This is a genomic window from Crenobacter caeni, from assembly GCF_010435965.1.
GTDB classification, from domain to species: Bacteria; Pseudomonadota; Gammaproteobacteria; order Burkholderiales; family Chromobacteriaceae; genus Craterilacuibacter; species Craterilacuibacter caeni.
On sequence record NZ_JAAGAA010000017.1, the window covers coordinates 1 to 14,972 of the forward strand.

At 66.8% G+C, this 14,972-nt stretch carries 15 protein-coding genes and 1 pseudogene; 2 read left to right on the plus strand and 14 right to left on the minus strand.

Annotated features, from left to right (window positions below):
• Window positions 1-167 (minus strand): annotated as a pseudogene (locus tag GZH52_RS15365) (IS110 family transposase); the annotation flags it as partial.
• Window positions 168-334: 167 nt separating this feature from the next.
• Between GZH52_RS15365 and GZH52_RS15370 the strand changes: the two are divergent.
• Complete coding sequence (locus tag GZH52_RS15370; protein ID WP_203525803.1) at window positions 335-2,164, plus strand: ABC transporter ATP-binding protein; 1,830 nt, start codon at window positions 335-337, stop codon at window positions 2,162-2,164.
• Window positions 2,165-2,211: 47 nt separating this feature from the next.
• On the opposite strand, the gene GZH52_RS15375 is transcribed toward GZH52_RS15370, so the two are convergent.
• The 11 genes from GZH52_RS15375 to GZH52_RS15425 form a co-directional block, all read right to left on the minus strand.
• Complete coding sequence (locus tag GZH52_RS15375; RefSeq protein WP_163317823.1) at window positions 2,212-2,973, minus strand: hypothetical protein; 762 nt, start codon at window positions 2,971-2,973, stop codon at window positions 2,212-2,214.
• 87 nt (window positions 2,974-3,060) lie between these two features.
• On the minus strand, window positions 3,061-3,741 hold the full coding sequence (locus tag GZH52_RS15380; protein ID WP_163317825.1) for a Fe2+-dependent dioxygenase: 681 nt from the start codon (window positions 3,739-3,741) through the stop codon (window positions 3,061-3,063).
• 70 nt (window positions 3,742-3,811) lie between these two features.
• Complete coding sequence (locus GZH52_RS15385) at window positions 3,812-5,977, minus strand: TonB-dependent receptor (RefSeq protein WP_163317826.1); 2,166 nt, start codon at window positions 5,975-5,977, stop codon at window positions 3,812-3,814.
• A gap of 102 nt (window positions 5,978-6,079) precedes the next feature.
• Window positions 6,080-6,487 carry an ExbD/TolR family protein gene (locus GZH52_RS15390; RefSeq protein ID WP_163317827.1) on the minus strand — a complete coding sequence of 136 codons (408 nt, stop codon included), beginning with the start codon at window positions 6,485-6,487 and terminating at the stop codon, window positions 6,080-6,082.
• Complete coding sequence (locus tag GZH52_RS15395; protein WP_163317828.1) at window positions 6,474-7,148, minus strand: MotA/TolQ/ExbB proton channel family protein; 675 nt, start codon at window positions 7,146-7,148, stop codon at window positions 6,474-6,476. The genes GZH52_RS15390 and GZH52_RS15395 overlap by 14 nt, the downstream gene beginning before the upstream one ends.
• Window positions 7,145-7,831 (minus strand): energy transducer TonB, encoded by a 687-nt coding sequence (locus tag GZH52_RS15400; RefSeq protein ID WP_163317829.1) that lies wholly within the window; start codon window positions 7,829-7,831, stop codon window positions 7,145-7,147. The genes GZH52_RS15395 and GZH52_RS15400 overlap by 4 nt, the downstream gene beginning before the upstream one ends.
• 124 nt (window positions 7,832-7,955) lie before the next feature.
• Window positions 7,956-9,233 (minus strand): glutamate-1-semialdehyde 2,1-aminomutase, encoded by a 1,278-nt coding sequence (hemL, locus tag GZH52_RS15405; RefSeq protein WP_163317830.1) that lies wholly within the window; start codon window positions 9,231-9,233, stop codon window positions 7,956-7,958.
• A 45-nt stretch (window positions 9,234-9,278) separates the two neighbouring features.
• Window positions 9,279-9,749 (minus strand): CYTH domain-containing protein, encoded by a 471-nt coding sequence (locus GZH52_RS15410; protein ID WP_163317831.1) that lies wholly within the window; start codon window positions 9,747-9,749, stop codon window positions 9,279-9,281.
• On the minus strand, window positions 9,749-10,165 hold the full coding sequence (locus GZH52_RS15415) for a CopD family protein (RefSeq protein WP_163317832.1): 417 nt from the start codon (window positions 10,163-10,165) through the stop codon (window positions 9,749-9,751). The genes GZH52_RS15410 and GZH52_RS15415 overlap by 1 nt, the downstream gene beginning before the upstream one ends.
• Window positions 10,166-10,218: 53 nt before the next feature.
• Entirely contained in the window at window positions 10,219-11,010 is a 792-nt protein-coding gene (locus GZH52_RS15420) for a M48 family metallopeptidase (protein ID WP_349290666.1), read from the minus strand.
• A gap of 50 nt (window positions 11,011-11,060) precedes the next feature.
• On the minus strand, window positions 11,061-11,225 hold the full coding sequence (locus GZH52_RS15425) for a rubredoxin (RefSeq protein ID WP_136554461.1): 165 nt from the start codon (window positions 11,223-11,225) through the stop codon (window positions 11,061-11,063).
• A 65-nt stretch (window positions 11,226-11,290) separates the two neighbouring features.
• On the opposite strand from GZH52_RS15425, the gene thiD reads away from it, so the two are divergent.
• Window positions 11,291-12,130, plus strand: a complete 840-nt coding sequence (gene thiD / locus GZH52_RS15430; RefSeq protein WP_163317834.1) for a bifunctional hydroxymethylpyrimidine kinase/phosphomethylpyrimidine kinase — start codon at window positions 11,291-11,293, stop codon at window positions 12,128-12,130.
• Here the strand turns inward: thiD and waaA are convergent.
• Both waaA and waaC read right to left on the minus strand, forming a co-directional pair.
• Window positions 12,114-13,391 (minus strand): lipid IV(A) 3-deoxy-D-manno-octulosonic acid transferase, encoded by a 1,278-nt coding sequence (gene waaA, locus GZH52_RS15435; protein WP_163317835.1) that lies wholly within the window; start codon window positions 13,389-13,391, stop codon window positions 12,114-12,116. The two genes, thiD and waaA, sit on opposite strands and share 17 nt — an antisense overlap.
• On the minus strand, window positions 13,388-14,344 hold the full coding sequence (gene waaC, locus GZH52_RS15440; protein ID WP_163317836.1) for a lipopolysaccharide heptosyltransferase I: 957 nt from the start codon (window positions 14,342-14,344) through the stop codon (window positions 13,388-13,390). Before waaC ends, waaA begins: the two co-directional genes overlap by 4 nt.
• Window positions 14,345-14,972: the final 628 nt, after the last annotated feature.

The following is a 14,972-nucleotide window of genomic DNA, read 5'->3' on the forward strand; positions in this document are numbered from 1 at the left end:
CAGCAGGCTTCCATCACGATGCGGGTGACGGGCTGCCTGGCAAGAAACTCAAGCAGGCTGTTGCGGCTGAACTGGCGCTTGAACACCGGCCGCCCCTGCGCGTCATGTCCGACTACGTGGAAGGTCTGCTTGCCGATGTCCAGACCGAAAAGTGCGATGTTTGCCATGATGATCCTCCGCGCCGAATTGGAAACAGCCCAGCAAGCGTAGCCTGCTGGGCTGTTGGAGTTCAGGCTGACCATCACATTAGCCCCGAACTTAGCGCCGCCACCGGCAAGCGGGCAAGCGATGCGCCGTATAATCGGCCCATTCCATCCCGTCGCCGGAGCCCATCTTGCTCAACTGGTTTGAAAACCGGGTCGACCCGTACCCGGACGCAGCGCCGCCGCAGCCGGCGGCTTCGTTCTTCCCCTTTGTCTGGCAGGCGACCGCCGGCATGCGCGGCCTGATCGCGGCGGTGATCGTACTCACCGCCAGCATCGGCGCGTTCGAGGCGCTGCTCTTTTCGATGCTCGGCGCCATCGTCGACTGGCTTGCGGCGACGCCGCCTGCCGAGCTGTGGCACAGGGAGCAGGGCAGGCTGCTGCTGCTCGGCGCCATCGTGCTGGGCAGCCCGCTCTTGGTGTGGCTGCAGGCGATGTGCAAGTACCAGGGCCTGTTCGGCAACTTCCCGATGCGGCTGCGCTGGCAGTTCCACCGCCACCTGCTCGGGCAGAGCATGAGCTTTTACCAGGACGAGTTCGCCGGCCGCGTGTCGGCCAAGCTGATGCAGACCGCGCTGGCGGTACGCGACACGGTGATGATCGTCTGCGACATCCTGGTGTTCGTGGTCATCTACTTCGTCACCATGCTCGCCGTGGTCGGCAGCTTCGACCTCTGGCTACTGCTGCCCTTCGTCGGCTGGCTCGCGCTGTATCTGGCCGCACTCGCCTACTTCATCCCGCGCCTCGGCGCGGCCGCGCGCGAGCAGGCCGACGCACGTAGCCTGATGACCGGGCGGGTGACCGACGCGTACGCCAATATCGCGACGGTCAAGCTGTTCGGCCACGCCCGCCGCGAGGCCGGCTTCGTGCGTGTCGCGATGCGCGAATTCATGGGCACCGTGCACGCGCAGATGCGGCTGGTCACCGGCGTCGAGGTGGTCAACCACCTGCTCAACATGCTGTTGATCGCGTCGACTGCCGGACTCGCGCTGTGGCTGTGGGCGCGCGGCGAAGTCGGTGTCGGCGCAGTTGCCGCCGCCACCGCGATGGCGCTCAGGCTCAACGGCATCGCGCACTGGATCATGTGGGAGCTCTCCAGCCTGTTCGAACATATCGGCACCGTGCACGACGGCATGGCGACGCTGTCCAGACGCATCGCGGTTACCGACCGTCCGGGCGCGCCACGCCTGAAAGTCGGCCGGGGCGAGATCCGTTTCGAGGACGTGGTGTTCGGCTACGGCGGCGAACGGCGGGTGATCGACCACCTGTCGCTGACCATCCGCGCCGGCGAGAAGATTGGCGTGGTCGGCCGCTCGGGCGCTGGCAAGTCGACGCTGGTCAACCTGCTGCTGCGCTTTTACGACGTGGAATCTGGCCGCGTACTGATCGACGGGCAGGACGTGCGCGACGTGCAGCAGGAGAGCCTGCGCGCCCAGGTCGGCATGGTGACGCAGGACACCTCGCTGCTGCACCGCTCGGTGCGCGACAACCTGCTGTACGGCCGGCCGGACGCGACCGAGGCGCAAATGCTGGAGGCGGCCCGCCGCGCCGAGGCCGACGGCTTCATCGCCGAACTGACCGACGCCCGTGGCCGCCACGGTTACGACGCGCATGTCGGTGAACGCGGCGTCAAGCTGTCCGGCGGCCAGCGCCAGCGCATCGCGATCGCGCGGGTGATGCTGAAGGACGCGCCCATCCTGCTGCTCGACGAGGCGACCAGCGCGCTGGACTCGGAAGTCGAGGCGGCGATCCAGCAAAGTCTGTACACGCTGATGGAAGGCAAGACGGTGGTCGCCATCGCGCACCGGCTGTCGACCATCGCGGCGATGGACAGGCTGGTGGTGATGGACGGCGGCCGCATCGTCGAGGAGGGCAGCCACGCCGAACTGCTGGCCAGGGGCGGGCTGTACGCGCGGCTATGGGCACACCAGAGCGGTGGCTTCCTCGGCGAGGAAGACTGAGCGCCTGATCACCCCAGCAAAAAGCGCAGCCTGTGGCTGCGCTTTTTTCAGGCGGAGGGCTGCCGGGCAGGCGGGTGGCCGCGAAACCGCGACGCACCGAACAGCGCGAGCGCGACGCTTGCCGCGAGCGCGAGGTAGAACGGCAGGCCCAACGTGAGCTGGCCGAGGAAGGCACGCGCCGGCGCCGTGGCCTGCTCGCTGGCGCCGACCGCGGCGGACAGGCTGCGCAGCGATTCGGCAAGCGTGCCGTATTCGTTGAACAGCGAGAACAACGCAAGCACCACGCTGGCGAGCGGCAGCAGGAAGCCCAGCCAGGCGAGGCGATCGCGCCACAGGCAGGGCAACACCAGCGCCAGCGCGGACAGCCACACCAGCGCGGAGAGGCCGCCGTGCGCGAGCATCGCGTACAGGCTGCCGCCGACCCGGCTGCCGAGCACGGCAGCGCTCGCCGCGTCGCCCAGCAACATGGCGGCGGCGAACAGCGCGAAGCCCGCCAGCGGCATCCAGCCTATGCTGCCCAGCACGCTGCGTACGGCGCAGGCGGCACGCCGGCGCACCAGTACGAGCCACGGCTGCGGCGGGCAGGTACACGCCGCGTCGGGCTGCGCCAGCCGCGGGAACACCGCACAGCAGGGCACCACGTCCTCTACCGTGCCGGCCTCGTCCAGCAGCAGGCCGACCTCCATGTTCAGCTCGGGCGCGTAATCGGCCCGCCAGTGGCCGATCTCGAACGGATATTGCCGGCAGTCGACGCTGACGATGCCGTGACCGCCGTCGCGGTTGTAGTGGATGATCCTGCCCTGTTTCACGTCGTCCTCCGTCCGGAACCTCGGGTACGCCGTACGGCGTGGACGACCATTATATTTTGCTTATACAGATACGCCAAACCGCCAGCGTCACAGCTCGGTCCACATCCTCAGCAGGTTGTGGTAGTTCGCCGTCAGCATCACCGTTTCCTCACCGTCGCCGACGCGCGCGCGCAGGCTGCTGATCGCGCGGTCCATGTCGAACAGCAAGGTGCGCTTGGCGTCGTCGCGCACCATGCTCTGCGTCCAGAAGAACGACGCGACGCGCGCGCCGCGCGTCACCGGCTCGACCCGGTGCAGGCTGGTCGACGGGTAGAGGATCATGTCGCCGGCCGGCAGCTTGACGCGGTGTTCGCCGTAATTGTCCTCGATCACCAGTTCGCCGCCGTCGTACTCGTCGGGTCCGGTGAAGAACAGCGTGCACGACACGTCGGTGCGCACCCACTGCCCGCTGAACGGGTCGGCGCGCACCGCGTTGTCGACGTGGTTGCCGAAGTCCATGCCACCCTGGTAGCAGTTGAACAGGGGCGGGAACACCTGCTTGGGCAGCGCGGCCGAGAAGAAGGTCGCGTTGCGCGCGAGCGCCGCCTCGACCATCGCCTGCAGTTCGCGCGCGGCAGGCACGTCCTGCGGCAGCTGCAGGTTGCGTTTGGCCTGTGCCGACTGGGTGCCGGCGGTGATGCGGCCGTCGGCCCACGGCGCGCCGTCCAGCAGCGCGCGAGCATGCGTGAGTTCTTCGGGGGTGAGGACCTGGGGGATGTGCAGCAGCATCGCGTTATTCCGGAATGAAAAAGTCCGCGCGGGCGCGAGGGGTCGCGCGCCCGGCGGCAAGGTTGGAGAATCAGAACTTCACGCCCAGCGTCAGCTCGGCGTTGCGGCGGGCGCCGTAGGTGGCGTGGCCGCCGTACAGCCCCTCGTAGTACTTCTCGTCGAACAGGTTGTTCACGTTCAGCTGCGCCTTGTAGTGGCGCGTCTCGTACGCGAGCATCGCATTAGCGACAACGTATTCGGGCAGCACGTTGGTGTTGGCCTCGGTCGCATAGCGCTTGCCGACCCAGTTGGCGCCGCCGCCGACCGTCCACTCGGACGACAACCGGTAGCTGGTCCACAGGTTGGCGCTGAAATTCGGCGTGTTGCGCGGACGCTTGCCTTCGGTGCCCAGATGCGAGCCGGCCTTGTCGATGGTCGCGTCAAGGTAGGTCGCGCCGGCGAATACCTCCCAGCGCTCGGTCAGCCGCCCGGCGGCCTCGAATTCGACACCGTCGGTGTGGCGTTTGCCGGACAGCGTCACCACGTCCGGGATCAGCGGGTCGGTGTTACGCTCGTTGGTCTTCTCGATGCGGAACAGCGCGCCGCGCAGCAGCAGGTCGCCGTCCAGCAAGTCGAACTTGGCGCCCAGCTCCATATTGCGGTTCTTCTCGGGCGCGACCTTCTGGGTTGCCTTGTCCAGCGCGTACGCCTCGCCCGACGGGTTGAACGAGGTGCCGTAGCTCGCGTAGTAGGACTGCATCGCGTCCGGCTGCCAGATCAGGCCGGAGCGCCAGCTCCACACATTGTCGGTGCGGCTGGCGTCGTACGACGTCTTGCTATCCAGCACGCCAGTGTCCTTGTTGAAGTTGCGGGTGCGGTAGTCGCCGGACAGGCGGTCGAAACGCGCGCCGAGCAGCGCCTTCCACTCGCGGTTCAGCGTGACGAAGTCCTGCGCGTACAGCGCGGCGCCGTCGGCGACGTAGTCGCGGTGGCTGGTCTTGCCCCAGCGCAGATTCGGCGTATCGGACGGATTGGGCGCGCCGACGCTGGTCGACGGCTGGCTGGTGCCGGTCAGGTTGTCGTGGCGGTCGGTGTACGAGCGCTCGCGGGTCAGCTCCAGGCCGGCCAGCAGCTGGTGTTTCAAACCGGCCGCTTCCAGCTCGGTGGTGAAGTCGGTCTGGTTCGACCAGGTCTCGTCGACGCCGTTGCGCTGCTTGAGTTCACGCCTCATCACCGTCTGGCCGGTCACCGGCATGCCCGGTTTCAAGCCGGAGAGGCGCGGCGCGGTCGGCGCGGCGTCACGCTGGTAGCGCGCGTAGCGCAGCTGGTTCTTGACCTTGCTCTTGTCGCTGACGCGGTGCTCGAGCACGGCGGTGGCAAGGTCGGTCTTGGTGTCTTCGTAGTCGAGCCCGGACAGGCCGTAGTAGCGCTCGTACGGCACGTCGAGCGGCTCGAGCGTGTTCGGGTTGAACGGCACGCCGTAGTCGGTGTTGTTGTGCTCGGTCAGGTGCAGGTAGGACAGCGTCAGCGAGGTCGGGCCGTCCAGGCCGATTGCCACCGACGGCGCGAAGCCGTAGCGCTCGTCGTCGTGCACGGTGCGGCCGTTGTTCTTCTTCTCCGCCATCACGTTCAGGCGCAGCGCCACATCATCGGTTTCGGCGTAGTTGATGTCGGCGCTCACCCGGCGCTTGTCCTCGGTGCCGATGGTCAGTTCGGCTTCCTGCTTGTTGCCGGCGTAGGGCTGCTTGCTGACCAGGTTGATCACGCCGCCGGTCGAGCCGCGGCCGAACAGCATCGAGCTCGGCCCCTTCAACACCTCGACCTTCTCGGTGTTGAAGAGGTCTCGCGTGTACTGGCCGATGTCGCGCGCGCCGTCGACGAACAGGTCGGTCGTCGTCGCGAAGCCGCGCATCACGATCTGGTCGCCGGTACGGCCGCCTTCGCCGGCGGCGAAGGTCAGCCCGGACACGTTCTTCAGCGCATCCTTCAGCGAATCCGCGCCCTGGTCTTCGATCAGTTGCTGGTTGACCACGGTCACCGACTGCGGGATGTCGCGCAGCTGCTGCCAGGTCTTGCCGATGGTCGACGCGCCGGTGGCCAGCGTGCCGCGCTGGGCCTGCTCGCCGACCACCTCGACCGCCTGCAGCCGGGTGTCGGCGGCCTGGGCGAAGGCGGGGTTGAGGGCGAGGGCGAGGACGCCGGCGCCGACGACGGCACCGCGCTGCCCCACCAGCAGGGGGGCGGATTGCTTCTTCATGTTTGCTCTCTTCTTGTGTTTTCAGCGGCGGGGTAGAAAACCCGCCCGCGCCGGGCGCACGCAGCCCTCCCGCCGGGGCGGGATGCACGGACGGGGGGAAACTCAACGTTCGGTGGTGATGAAGCCGATGCGGCTGATGCCGGCCTCGCGGGCCTGAGCGAGCGTGCGGGCGACCGCCTCGTAGCGCACGGCGCGGTCGGCCTGCAGTTCGAGTTCGAGCGCGGGGTCGGCAGCGAGGCGGGCCAGTTCGGCGGAAAGCTCAGCTTCACCCACCGCGCGCTCGTCCAGCCACAGCTGGCCTGCGGCGTCGATGGCCAGCGTCACGCGCGTGTTCGCGCCGGCCTTCTGCGTACTGGCGGTTTTCGGCAGCTCGACGCGCACCGACTGCTGCATCAGCGGCATGCCGACGATGAAGACGACCAGCAGCACCAGCATCACGTCGACCAGCGGGGTCATGTTGATCTCGGAGAGCGGCGCCGCGCGCTCGCTGTCGAAATTACCGAACGCCATCGCCGCTCCCTTCGGTCAACAGTTGCGCGTGCACGTCGTGCGCGAAATGGTCGAGCTGCTGCGCGATCAGCCGCTGCGCGCGGCCCAGCGCGTTGTACGCAAGTACTGCAGGGATCGCCGCGGCGAGGCCGGCGGCGGTCGCGACCAGCGCCTCGCCGATCGGGCCGGCGACCACGGCTATCCCGGCCTGGCCGCTCACGCCGATGCCCAAGAGCGCGTGGTAGATGCCCCACACCGTGCCGAACAGGCCGATGAACGGCGCGGTCGAACCGATCGACGCCAGTAGCACCATGCCGGACTCCAGCCGGCCGGACTCCAGCGACAGCCGCTTGCGCAGCGCTCGGGTCAGGAATTCGTCGACACCGCAGGCCTGGCCGAGCGAACGGCCGGCGTGGCTGCGGTAGTGGGCGAGGGCGGCGGTACCGTCGCGCACCAGACGCGCCGCCGGCGCGTCACTGTGCTCAAGCGCGGCCAGCGCGCCCGTCCAGTCGGGCGCGTCCCACAGTCGTGCCTCGGCCTCGCGGTTGGCGCGGCGCGCGCGCCACAACTGGACGGAACGGACGATCAGCAGCGTCCAGGTCAGGATCGACATCGCGATCAGGCTCAGGAAGACGGTGGCGAGCACGGCGTCCCCCTGCTCGAAGACAAGCATCAGGTTCATGATTTGGCGGTTTTCAGCGAGAAATGGACGGGAACGACAAAACTGTGCGCAACGCTCTGGCTGCCCAGCCGGGCCGGGATGAAGCGCCAGCGCGCCACCGCTTCGCGTGCGGCGCGGTCAAGCCGCGGAAAGCCGCTGCTGCGGAAGAGTTCGACGGAAGTCGCCTCGCCTGCCGCGCTGACGGCGACCCTGAGCTCGACGACGCCCTGTTCGGCCAGTTCGAGCGACAGCGGCGGATAGGCGGGCTTGGGATTGTGCAGGTAGTCGCCGCGGTACTGCGGCGGCGTCAACGCAGGCGCATCACCTTCACCTGTGGCCGGTGCCCCTTGCCGCTCGCCGGAAGCGGACTGCGCGCCCGCGCTGGCTGCAGGGGCAGTGCTGGCCACGGCTGGTGCCGTGGCAGCCGGCTTGGCAGATGCCGGACGGGGTGCATCCGCCTTGGCTTTCGCTGCGACTTCGCGCGCCGGCACGCGCCTGGCCGGCGCAGCGGGTTTCGCCTGGGCGGGCGCGGCAGGGGCGGGCTGTGCCGCCACGGCTGGCGCAGGCTTGGCGAGCAGCGCGACTGCGACCACCGGCAAGGCCTCGGGCGGCTGCAGCGGCGGCGCATCCGCCGCGTACAGCAGCACCGCGTGGCCCAGGGTCACCGTGGCGAGCGTCGTCAGGACAAAGTAATTGCGTTTCATGGCGATGATAATAACGCGAATTATTATCATTTCCAATAGTCATGAAAATTTGCAGAACCTTCACGTTCGCCAATGAAAAAAGCCGGCGGCACAAGGCCACCGGCTTTCGGACACAAGGCCAGACTCAGACGCGGGCGAATGCGCGGCGCGCGGCGTCTATCGTCTCGTCGATGATCGCGTCGGTATGCGCGATCGACACGAAGCCCGCCTCGTAAGCGGACGGCGCGAGGTAGACGCCTTCTTCCAGCATCGCGTGGAAGAAGCGGTTGAAGCGCTCGCGGTCGGACGCAGTCACCTCGGCGTAGCTCGCCGGCACCTGTTCGCAGAAGTAGAGGCCGAACATGCCGCCCACGCTGTCCGCACACATGGTCACGCCGGCGTCGCGCGCGGCGGCCTCGAGGCCCATGGCGAGGCGGCGGGTAGAGGCCGACAGCTCGTCGTAGAAGCCGGGGCGCTGGATCTGCCTGAGCGTGGTGAGGCCGGCGGCGACGGCGACCGGGTTGCCCGACAGCGTACCGGCCTGGTAGACGTTCCCCAAGGGAGCGATGCACGACATGATGTCGGCGCGGCCGCCGAAGGCCGCCAGCGGCATGCCGCCGCCGACCACCTTGCCCAGCGTGGTCAGGTCGGGCTGGATGCCGTGCAGGCCCTGTGCGCAGCCGAGGCCGACGCGGAAGCCGGTCATCACCTCGTCGTAGATCAGCACGCTGCCGTGCTTTTCGGTTAGCGCGCGCAGCGCCTTGACGAAGGCCTCGCTCGGCTTGATCAGGTTCATGTTGCCGGCGATCGGCTCGAGGATCACGCAGGCGATGCTGTTGCCGATCTCGGCGAAAGTGCGCTCGAGCTGCTCGACGTTGTTGTACTCGAGCACCAGCGTGTGGCGGGTGAAGTCGGCCGGCACGCCGCCCGAACTCGGGTTGCCGAAGGTGAGCAGGCCGGAGCCGGCCTTCACCAGCAGGCTGTCGGAGTGGCCGTGGTAGCAGCCCTCGAACTTGATGATCGCGTCGCGGCCGGTATAGCCGCGGGCGAGGCGGATCGCGCTCATGGTCGCTTCGGTGCCCGACGACACCAGCCGCACCAGCTCGACCGAAGGCAGCAGCTTGCGGATCTCTTCGGCGATCTCGATCTCGGCCTCGGTCGGCGCGCCGAACGACAGGCCGCCCACCGCCGCCTGCTGGACGGCTGCGATCACTTCGGGGTGCGCGTGGCCGAGGATGGCCGGTCCCCACGAGCCGATGTAGTCGATGTAGCGCTTGTCGTCGGCATCCCAAAAATGCGCGCCGAGCGCCTTCTTCACGAAGCGCGGCGTACCGCCGACCGAGCCGAAGGCACGTACCGGCGAGTTGACACCGCCGGGGATCGATTGCTTGCCACGTTCGAACAGTTCGAGGTTGCGGGACATCGTTGCATTCTCCAAAGCCAGAAAAACGGGGCGGGGCGCCGGCGCCTACGCGGGCGCCCCGCCGAAATGGTGGTTGCGCAGCAAATAGCCGTAGCTGTAGCGTGCGTCGAAAGTCACTTCCTCACCCAGCCACGGCGGGCGCGAAAAACCGGTGTCGGCGTCAGGCAGTTCGATCTCGGCGAGCACAAGACCGCCTAGGCCGGCGCCATACTCGTCAATCTCCCAGCACAGTCCGTCATATTCCACCCGGTAACGCCATTTGTCGACTCTTAGCGCGCACATGCTCGCCAACATAAGTTCGGCATCGGCGAGCGCCAGCGGATATTCGAACTCGGCGCGGACCGCAACCGGGCCTTCTGTCTTGACGGTCAGCCACGCCTCATCGCCGGCGATGCGTACCCGTACGCTGCGTACCGCATCTGCCACCATGAAGCCCTGACGCAGTCGGACGCCGGCAGCACTTTTGCGCCAGCCATTGCCTTGCACCAGGAAGCGGCGTTCGGTCTCGATCGCCATCAGAACGGCTTGACGACGACCAGCACGACGACGGCGACCAGTACCAGCACCGGCAGTTCGTTGAACCAGCGGAACCACACATGGCCGTGCCGGTTGCGGTGTTCGGCGAACGCCGCGTACAGCCGGCCGCACCACGCGTGGTAGCCGAGCAGCACGCCGACCAGCGCAAGCTTGGCGTGCAGCCAGCCGCCGCTGATGCCGAAGCCTAGCCACAGCCACAGGCCCAATGCCAGCGCCAGCACCGCCAGCGGCGTCATGAAGCGGTACAGCTTGCGCGCCATCAGCAGCAGCCGGTCGTATTCGGCGCCAGGCGACGCCATCGCCAGGTTGACGAAGATGCGCGGCAAGTAGAACAGGCCGGCGAACCAGGCGGTCACCAGCACGATGTGGAACGCCTTGACGTAGAGGTAGGCCAAACGATCTCCCAGTTGGGATTAAGTTGGAAAAGGCGGTTTCACGTGAAACACACTCAGCGTTTGCGCCGAGCCTCCTCGTACAGCGGCATGACTTGCGGGATGCGGGCTGACAGTTCTGCAATCCGGGTACTTCCGGACGGGTGGGTCGACAAAAACTCCGGCCCGCCCTCGCCAAGTTTCGCCATCTTCCGCCAAACATTCGGCGCGGCGGCCGGGTTGTAACCGGCGCGGGCCATCAGCTCCAGCCCCATCACATCGGCCTCGCTCTCCATGCTGCGCGAGAACGGCAGCGTCACGGCATACTGGCCCGCCAGGTTAGCCATATCCATCTGCCCTTGGCTGAGCCCAGCCAGCGCACCGACCAATGCCAGCCCCTGCTGCTGTGCCACTTTCTGCGAGATCTTTTCCCGGCTGTGCTCGCGCAAAGCGTGCGCGATCTCGTGCCCGATCACCGCGGCCAGTTCGTCATCATTCAGCTGCAGCTGGTCGATGATGCCGGTGTAAATGCCGATCTTGCCGCCAGGCATGCAGTAGGCGTTGACCTCGGGACTCGTGAAAACATTGACTTCCCACTGCCAATCGCGAGCCTCAGGACGGAAGACCAGTACCTGGCGAATCAGGCGGGCAGAAATCTCCTTCACCCGCCGTGTGTAGGCCGCGTTGGTATTGAGGGTCCGCTTGCTTTTGGCCTCGGTCAGCGTCTGCCGATAAGCCTGCGCCGAGCCGGCATTGACCTCCTGCGACGACACCAGCAGCAGCTGTTTCCGGCTGGCGCCGACAGCCCCCCCCATGGTCGTGCTCTGGCAGGCACTCAGTACCGCTACCAGTAACGTGGCCGCGGCCACGGCCCTTCCAGTCCGATAACGCATGTTCGCCGCCATTTTTCCTGCCCGCTTCAGATTTCGATCATCTCGAATTCGTCCTTGCGCGCACCGCAGTCCGGGCAAGTCCAGTTCATCGGCACGTCGTCCCAGCGGGTCCCCGGCGCGATGCCGTCTTCCGGACGGCCGGCCGCCTCGTCGTAGATGAAGCCGCAGATCAGACACATCCAGGTTTGCATCGGTTCGCCCCTGCTATTCAGTTAAAATGGCTATTGTACGTCTTGTAATGCTAAGAGGCTAAGGTGTGCCGTCTCCACGTCCTGCTCCCCCCATCGTACTGACCCTGTCGGCGGCCGACCCCTCGGGTGGCGCCGGCATCCAGGCTAGCGCCTTGACGCTCGCCAGCCTCGGCTGCCACCCGCTGTCGGTGGTCACCGCGCTGACCGTGCGCGACAGCCGCAACGTTGACGCGGTCCAGGTTGTCGACGCCGACTTCGTGCTCGACCAGGCGCGCATGCTGCTCGAGGACATGCCCGTCGCCGCATTTTGCGTCGGCATGACCGGCAGCGCGGAAAATGTCGCGGCGATCACCGAGGTCGTCACCGACTACCCGGACATCCCGCTGGTGTTCGATCCGGTACTCGCCGGCAGCGGCGAGTACGCGAGCGCCGAACTGGTCGACGCGATGCGCGAACTCCTGATCCCGCACGCGACGCTGATCACGCCCAACCGGGCCGAGGCGCGCCACCTGGCGCTGAACGACCCGGACGAGGAAGACGAGCCGGAAGCGGCCGAATACGCACGCCGCCTGCTCGCGCTCGGCTGCGAATACGTGTTGCTGAGCGGCAGCCAGGATACCACCAGCGGCATCTGCAACCTCCTGTACGGCCCGCACGGCGAGATCCGCCGCGACCGCTGGCAGCGTCTGCCCGGCAGCTACTACGGCGCCGGCTGCACGCTGGCGGCTGCGATCGCCGGCATGGTCGCCGGCGGCGCACGGCTGCCCGAGGCGGTGCGCGAGGCGCAGGAGTACACCTGGCAGGCGCTGCGCTACGCGTTCCGCCCGGGCATGGGCCACGCGATCCCGGACCGGCTATTCTGGGCGAGTTCGGACGCCGAGGACGACGTCAGCGGGGAAGACTGACACCTTGCGCGGCCAGCCGCGCCTCGACGTAGTCAGCAATCCGGCTACAGGCACCCTGGTGCGAGCGGCTGAACGCGAGCGCGGCCTCGTGCATCGCATACCGCCCGGCGTCGTCGCCCAGCAGGGTGCGGCAGGCGTCGACCAGCGCCGCCGCGTCGGCGACCTCGCGTGCGGCGCCGGCGGCCAGCGCGAGCCGGCTCGCCTCGGCAAAATTGAACATTGAAGGGCCGAACAGCACCGGCACGCCGACGCTGGCCGGCTCGATCAGGTTCTGCCCGCCTAGCGGCAGCAGGCTGCCGCCGACAAAGGCGAGGTCGGCCATCGCGTAGTACGCGAACAGCTCCCCCATCGAATCCCCGAGCCATACGCCGGTTTGCCGGCCGATCGCCATGCCTTCGCTGCGCCTTTGCAGCGCGAGACCACGCTCGGCGACCAGCGCCGCGACCGCATCGAAACGCTCGGGGTGGCGCGGCACCAACACCAGCAAGACATCGGACGGGCTGTGCGCCGCCCACGCATCCAGAATCAGCGCCTCTTCCCCTTCGCGCGTGCTGCCGCACACGACAACCTTGCGCTCGCCCACCGCTTCGCGGAACGCGCGCCCCAGTTCAACCTTGCCGGCTGGCGGCACGAAGTCGAACTTGGTGTTGCCGCAGACCTGCACGTCGGCCGCGCCAAGCGACGACAGCCTGGCCGCGTCGTCTTCGGTCTGCGCAGCCACCCCCGTCAGGCAACCCAAGGCCGGCGAGATCAGCGCGCTGACGCGGCGGTAGCCGCGCAGCGACTTTTCCGACAGCCGCGCGTTGGCGAGGAACAGCGGAATGTCGCGCTCGGCGCAGCCGTGGATCAGGTTCGGCCAGATCTCGGTTTCCATCAGGATGCCGACACGCGGCCGGTACGCGTCCAGAAAGCGCTGCACCGCCTCGCGGCTATCGTACGGCAGGTAGCGCACTTCGGCATCGGGATAGAGTTCGAGCGCGGTCGCGCGGCCGGTCGGCGTCATCTGCGTCAGCAACAGCGGCAGCTGCGGCCAGCGCCGGCGCAGCTCGGCGACCAGCGGCAGCGCCGCGCGCGTCTCGCCGACCGACACCGCGTGTATCCACAAGGCGTTCTGCTGCCGCGCCTCGGTGCGGGTCGAGAAGCGTTCGTCCCAATGCTCGAGGTAGGCGGGCGAGCGCTTGCCACGCCGCCTGAGGTAGGCCTTGGCCAGGGGCGAGAGCAGGCGCCACAGCGCCGAGTAAGGCGAGCGCCAGAAACTCATGCCGTCCGTCTCGCCTGCAACAGCGCGTAGACCTCGTCCACATCCGGGCAGACGCCGGCACGGCCGACGTTGCACGCACGGGCGGTCTCGACGACGCCGGTCAGCGCCGGGTCGGTATCGGTGTAGATCGCTACCAGCGGCACGTCCTGCGCGTTGGCCAGATGAGTCAGGCCGGTGTCGACGCCGACCACCGCGGCCGCGTGGCCGATCAAGCCGGCGGCCTCACGCAAGCGCATGCGCGGCGCAAGCACGGCGCCGGCAATCGCAGCCTGCAAGCGTGTCGCCCGCTCGGCTTCCTGTGCGTTGCCCCAAGGCAGCACGCAGGCTAGCCCTTCTTCTGCCAGCCGCGCACCCAGCGCGATCCAGTGCCGCTCGGGCCACTCCTTGGACGCCTTGCTCGTCGCATGCAACAGCACCGCGTAAGGCTCGGCAGGCAGCCAGTCCGGCCGCTCGCCACGGCCAACGCCGAAGCGCGGCGGCCCTTCCACCGTATAGCCGAACACGCCAGCGAACAGCCTGCGGTTGCGCTCGATCGCCGACAATTCGCGGCTAACGCTGACTTGCTTGTCGTAAAAGCGGCTGGCCAGCGGCTCCCGGATACTGTGCCGGTCGTAACCGGCCAGCGGCCCGCCTGCGAGTTTCGCCGGCAAGGCGCTCTTGAGCAGGCCCTGGCTGTCGATCACGCAGTCCCACGGCCGCGCGCGCAGGGCTTCTCGCATGGCGGCCATCTGCTGCCAGCTCTGTTTGGCCAGCAGCGACTTGCGCCAACGCCGCCAGGCAATCGGAATCACCTCGCGGACAGCCGGATGCAGCGCCGCAATATCGGCAAAGGCTTCTTCCGCCAGCCAGCTCAACGCGACGTTGGGGTAATGCGCAACCAGGTCGGTAACGGCGGGCCAGGTGTGGATAAGGTCGCCCATCGACGAGGTGCGTACGATCAGCACATTCATCATGACCGCGCATTGTACGAGTGCCCCTGTTGTTAACCAAGCGGATTCCTGCGGTCGGTCCTGTTGAAAACTGCTTGTGGAAAACATCTGCCAAAGTTATCCACAATACACCAGCCTGCTGACCACCCCCCTTATCCATAGCTTTCAAAAACCGGAAAACCCATGTTTTTCAAGGTGCTGCATGGTTATCCACAGAAAAGAGGATCCTTCATTAGTATCTTCAGTAAATACAAGAGAAAAACAAGAAAGGTAGGTCGACACGAAAAAAGCCTGGCAGCCATGTCCAGGGTAAGTCTGTCTCAAGTTGTGGATAAGCAGCCCGTCCGTACAGATCGCAAAACAATCCACAAGCCCTGCAATGCTTAGGATGCGTGCTTCACACAGGAAACCAGGGTCTGCAACTGCTTGATTTGCACTGGACAAACATGCTTATCCACAGAAACGGACGGCCTTCTACTAGTTTCATCGTTTTTTACAAGTAAAAACAATAAACAGATTGTGGCCGGGAAAGCTGGCATGCGCGCATGCCTAACCAGCTCGCACACGACTTGCAGACGAAAGCAACATGACAAACACGATAGACCCAACCTATCAGTGTCGGATTACCCACAGAAAAGTGGCTGTATCGATG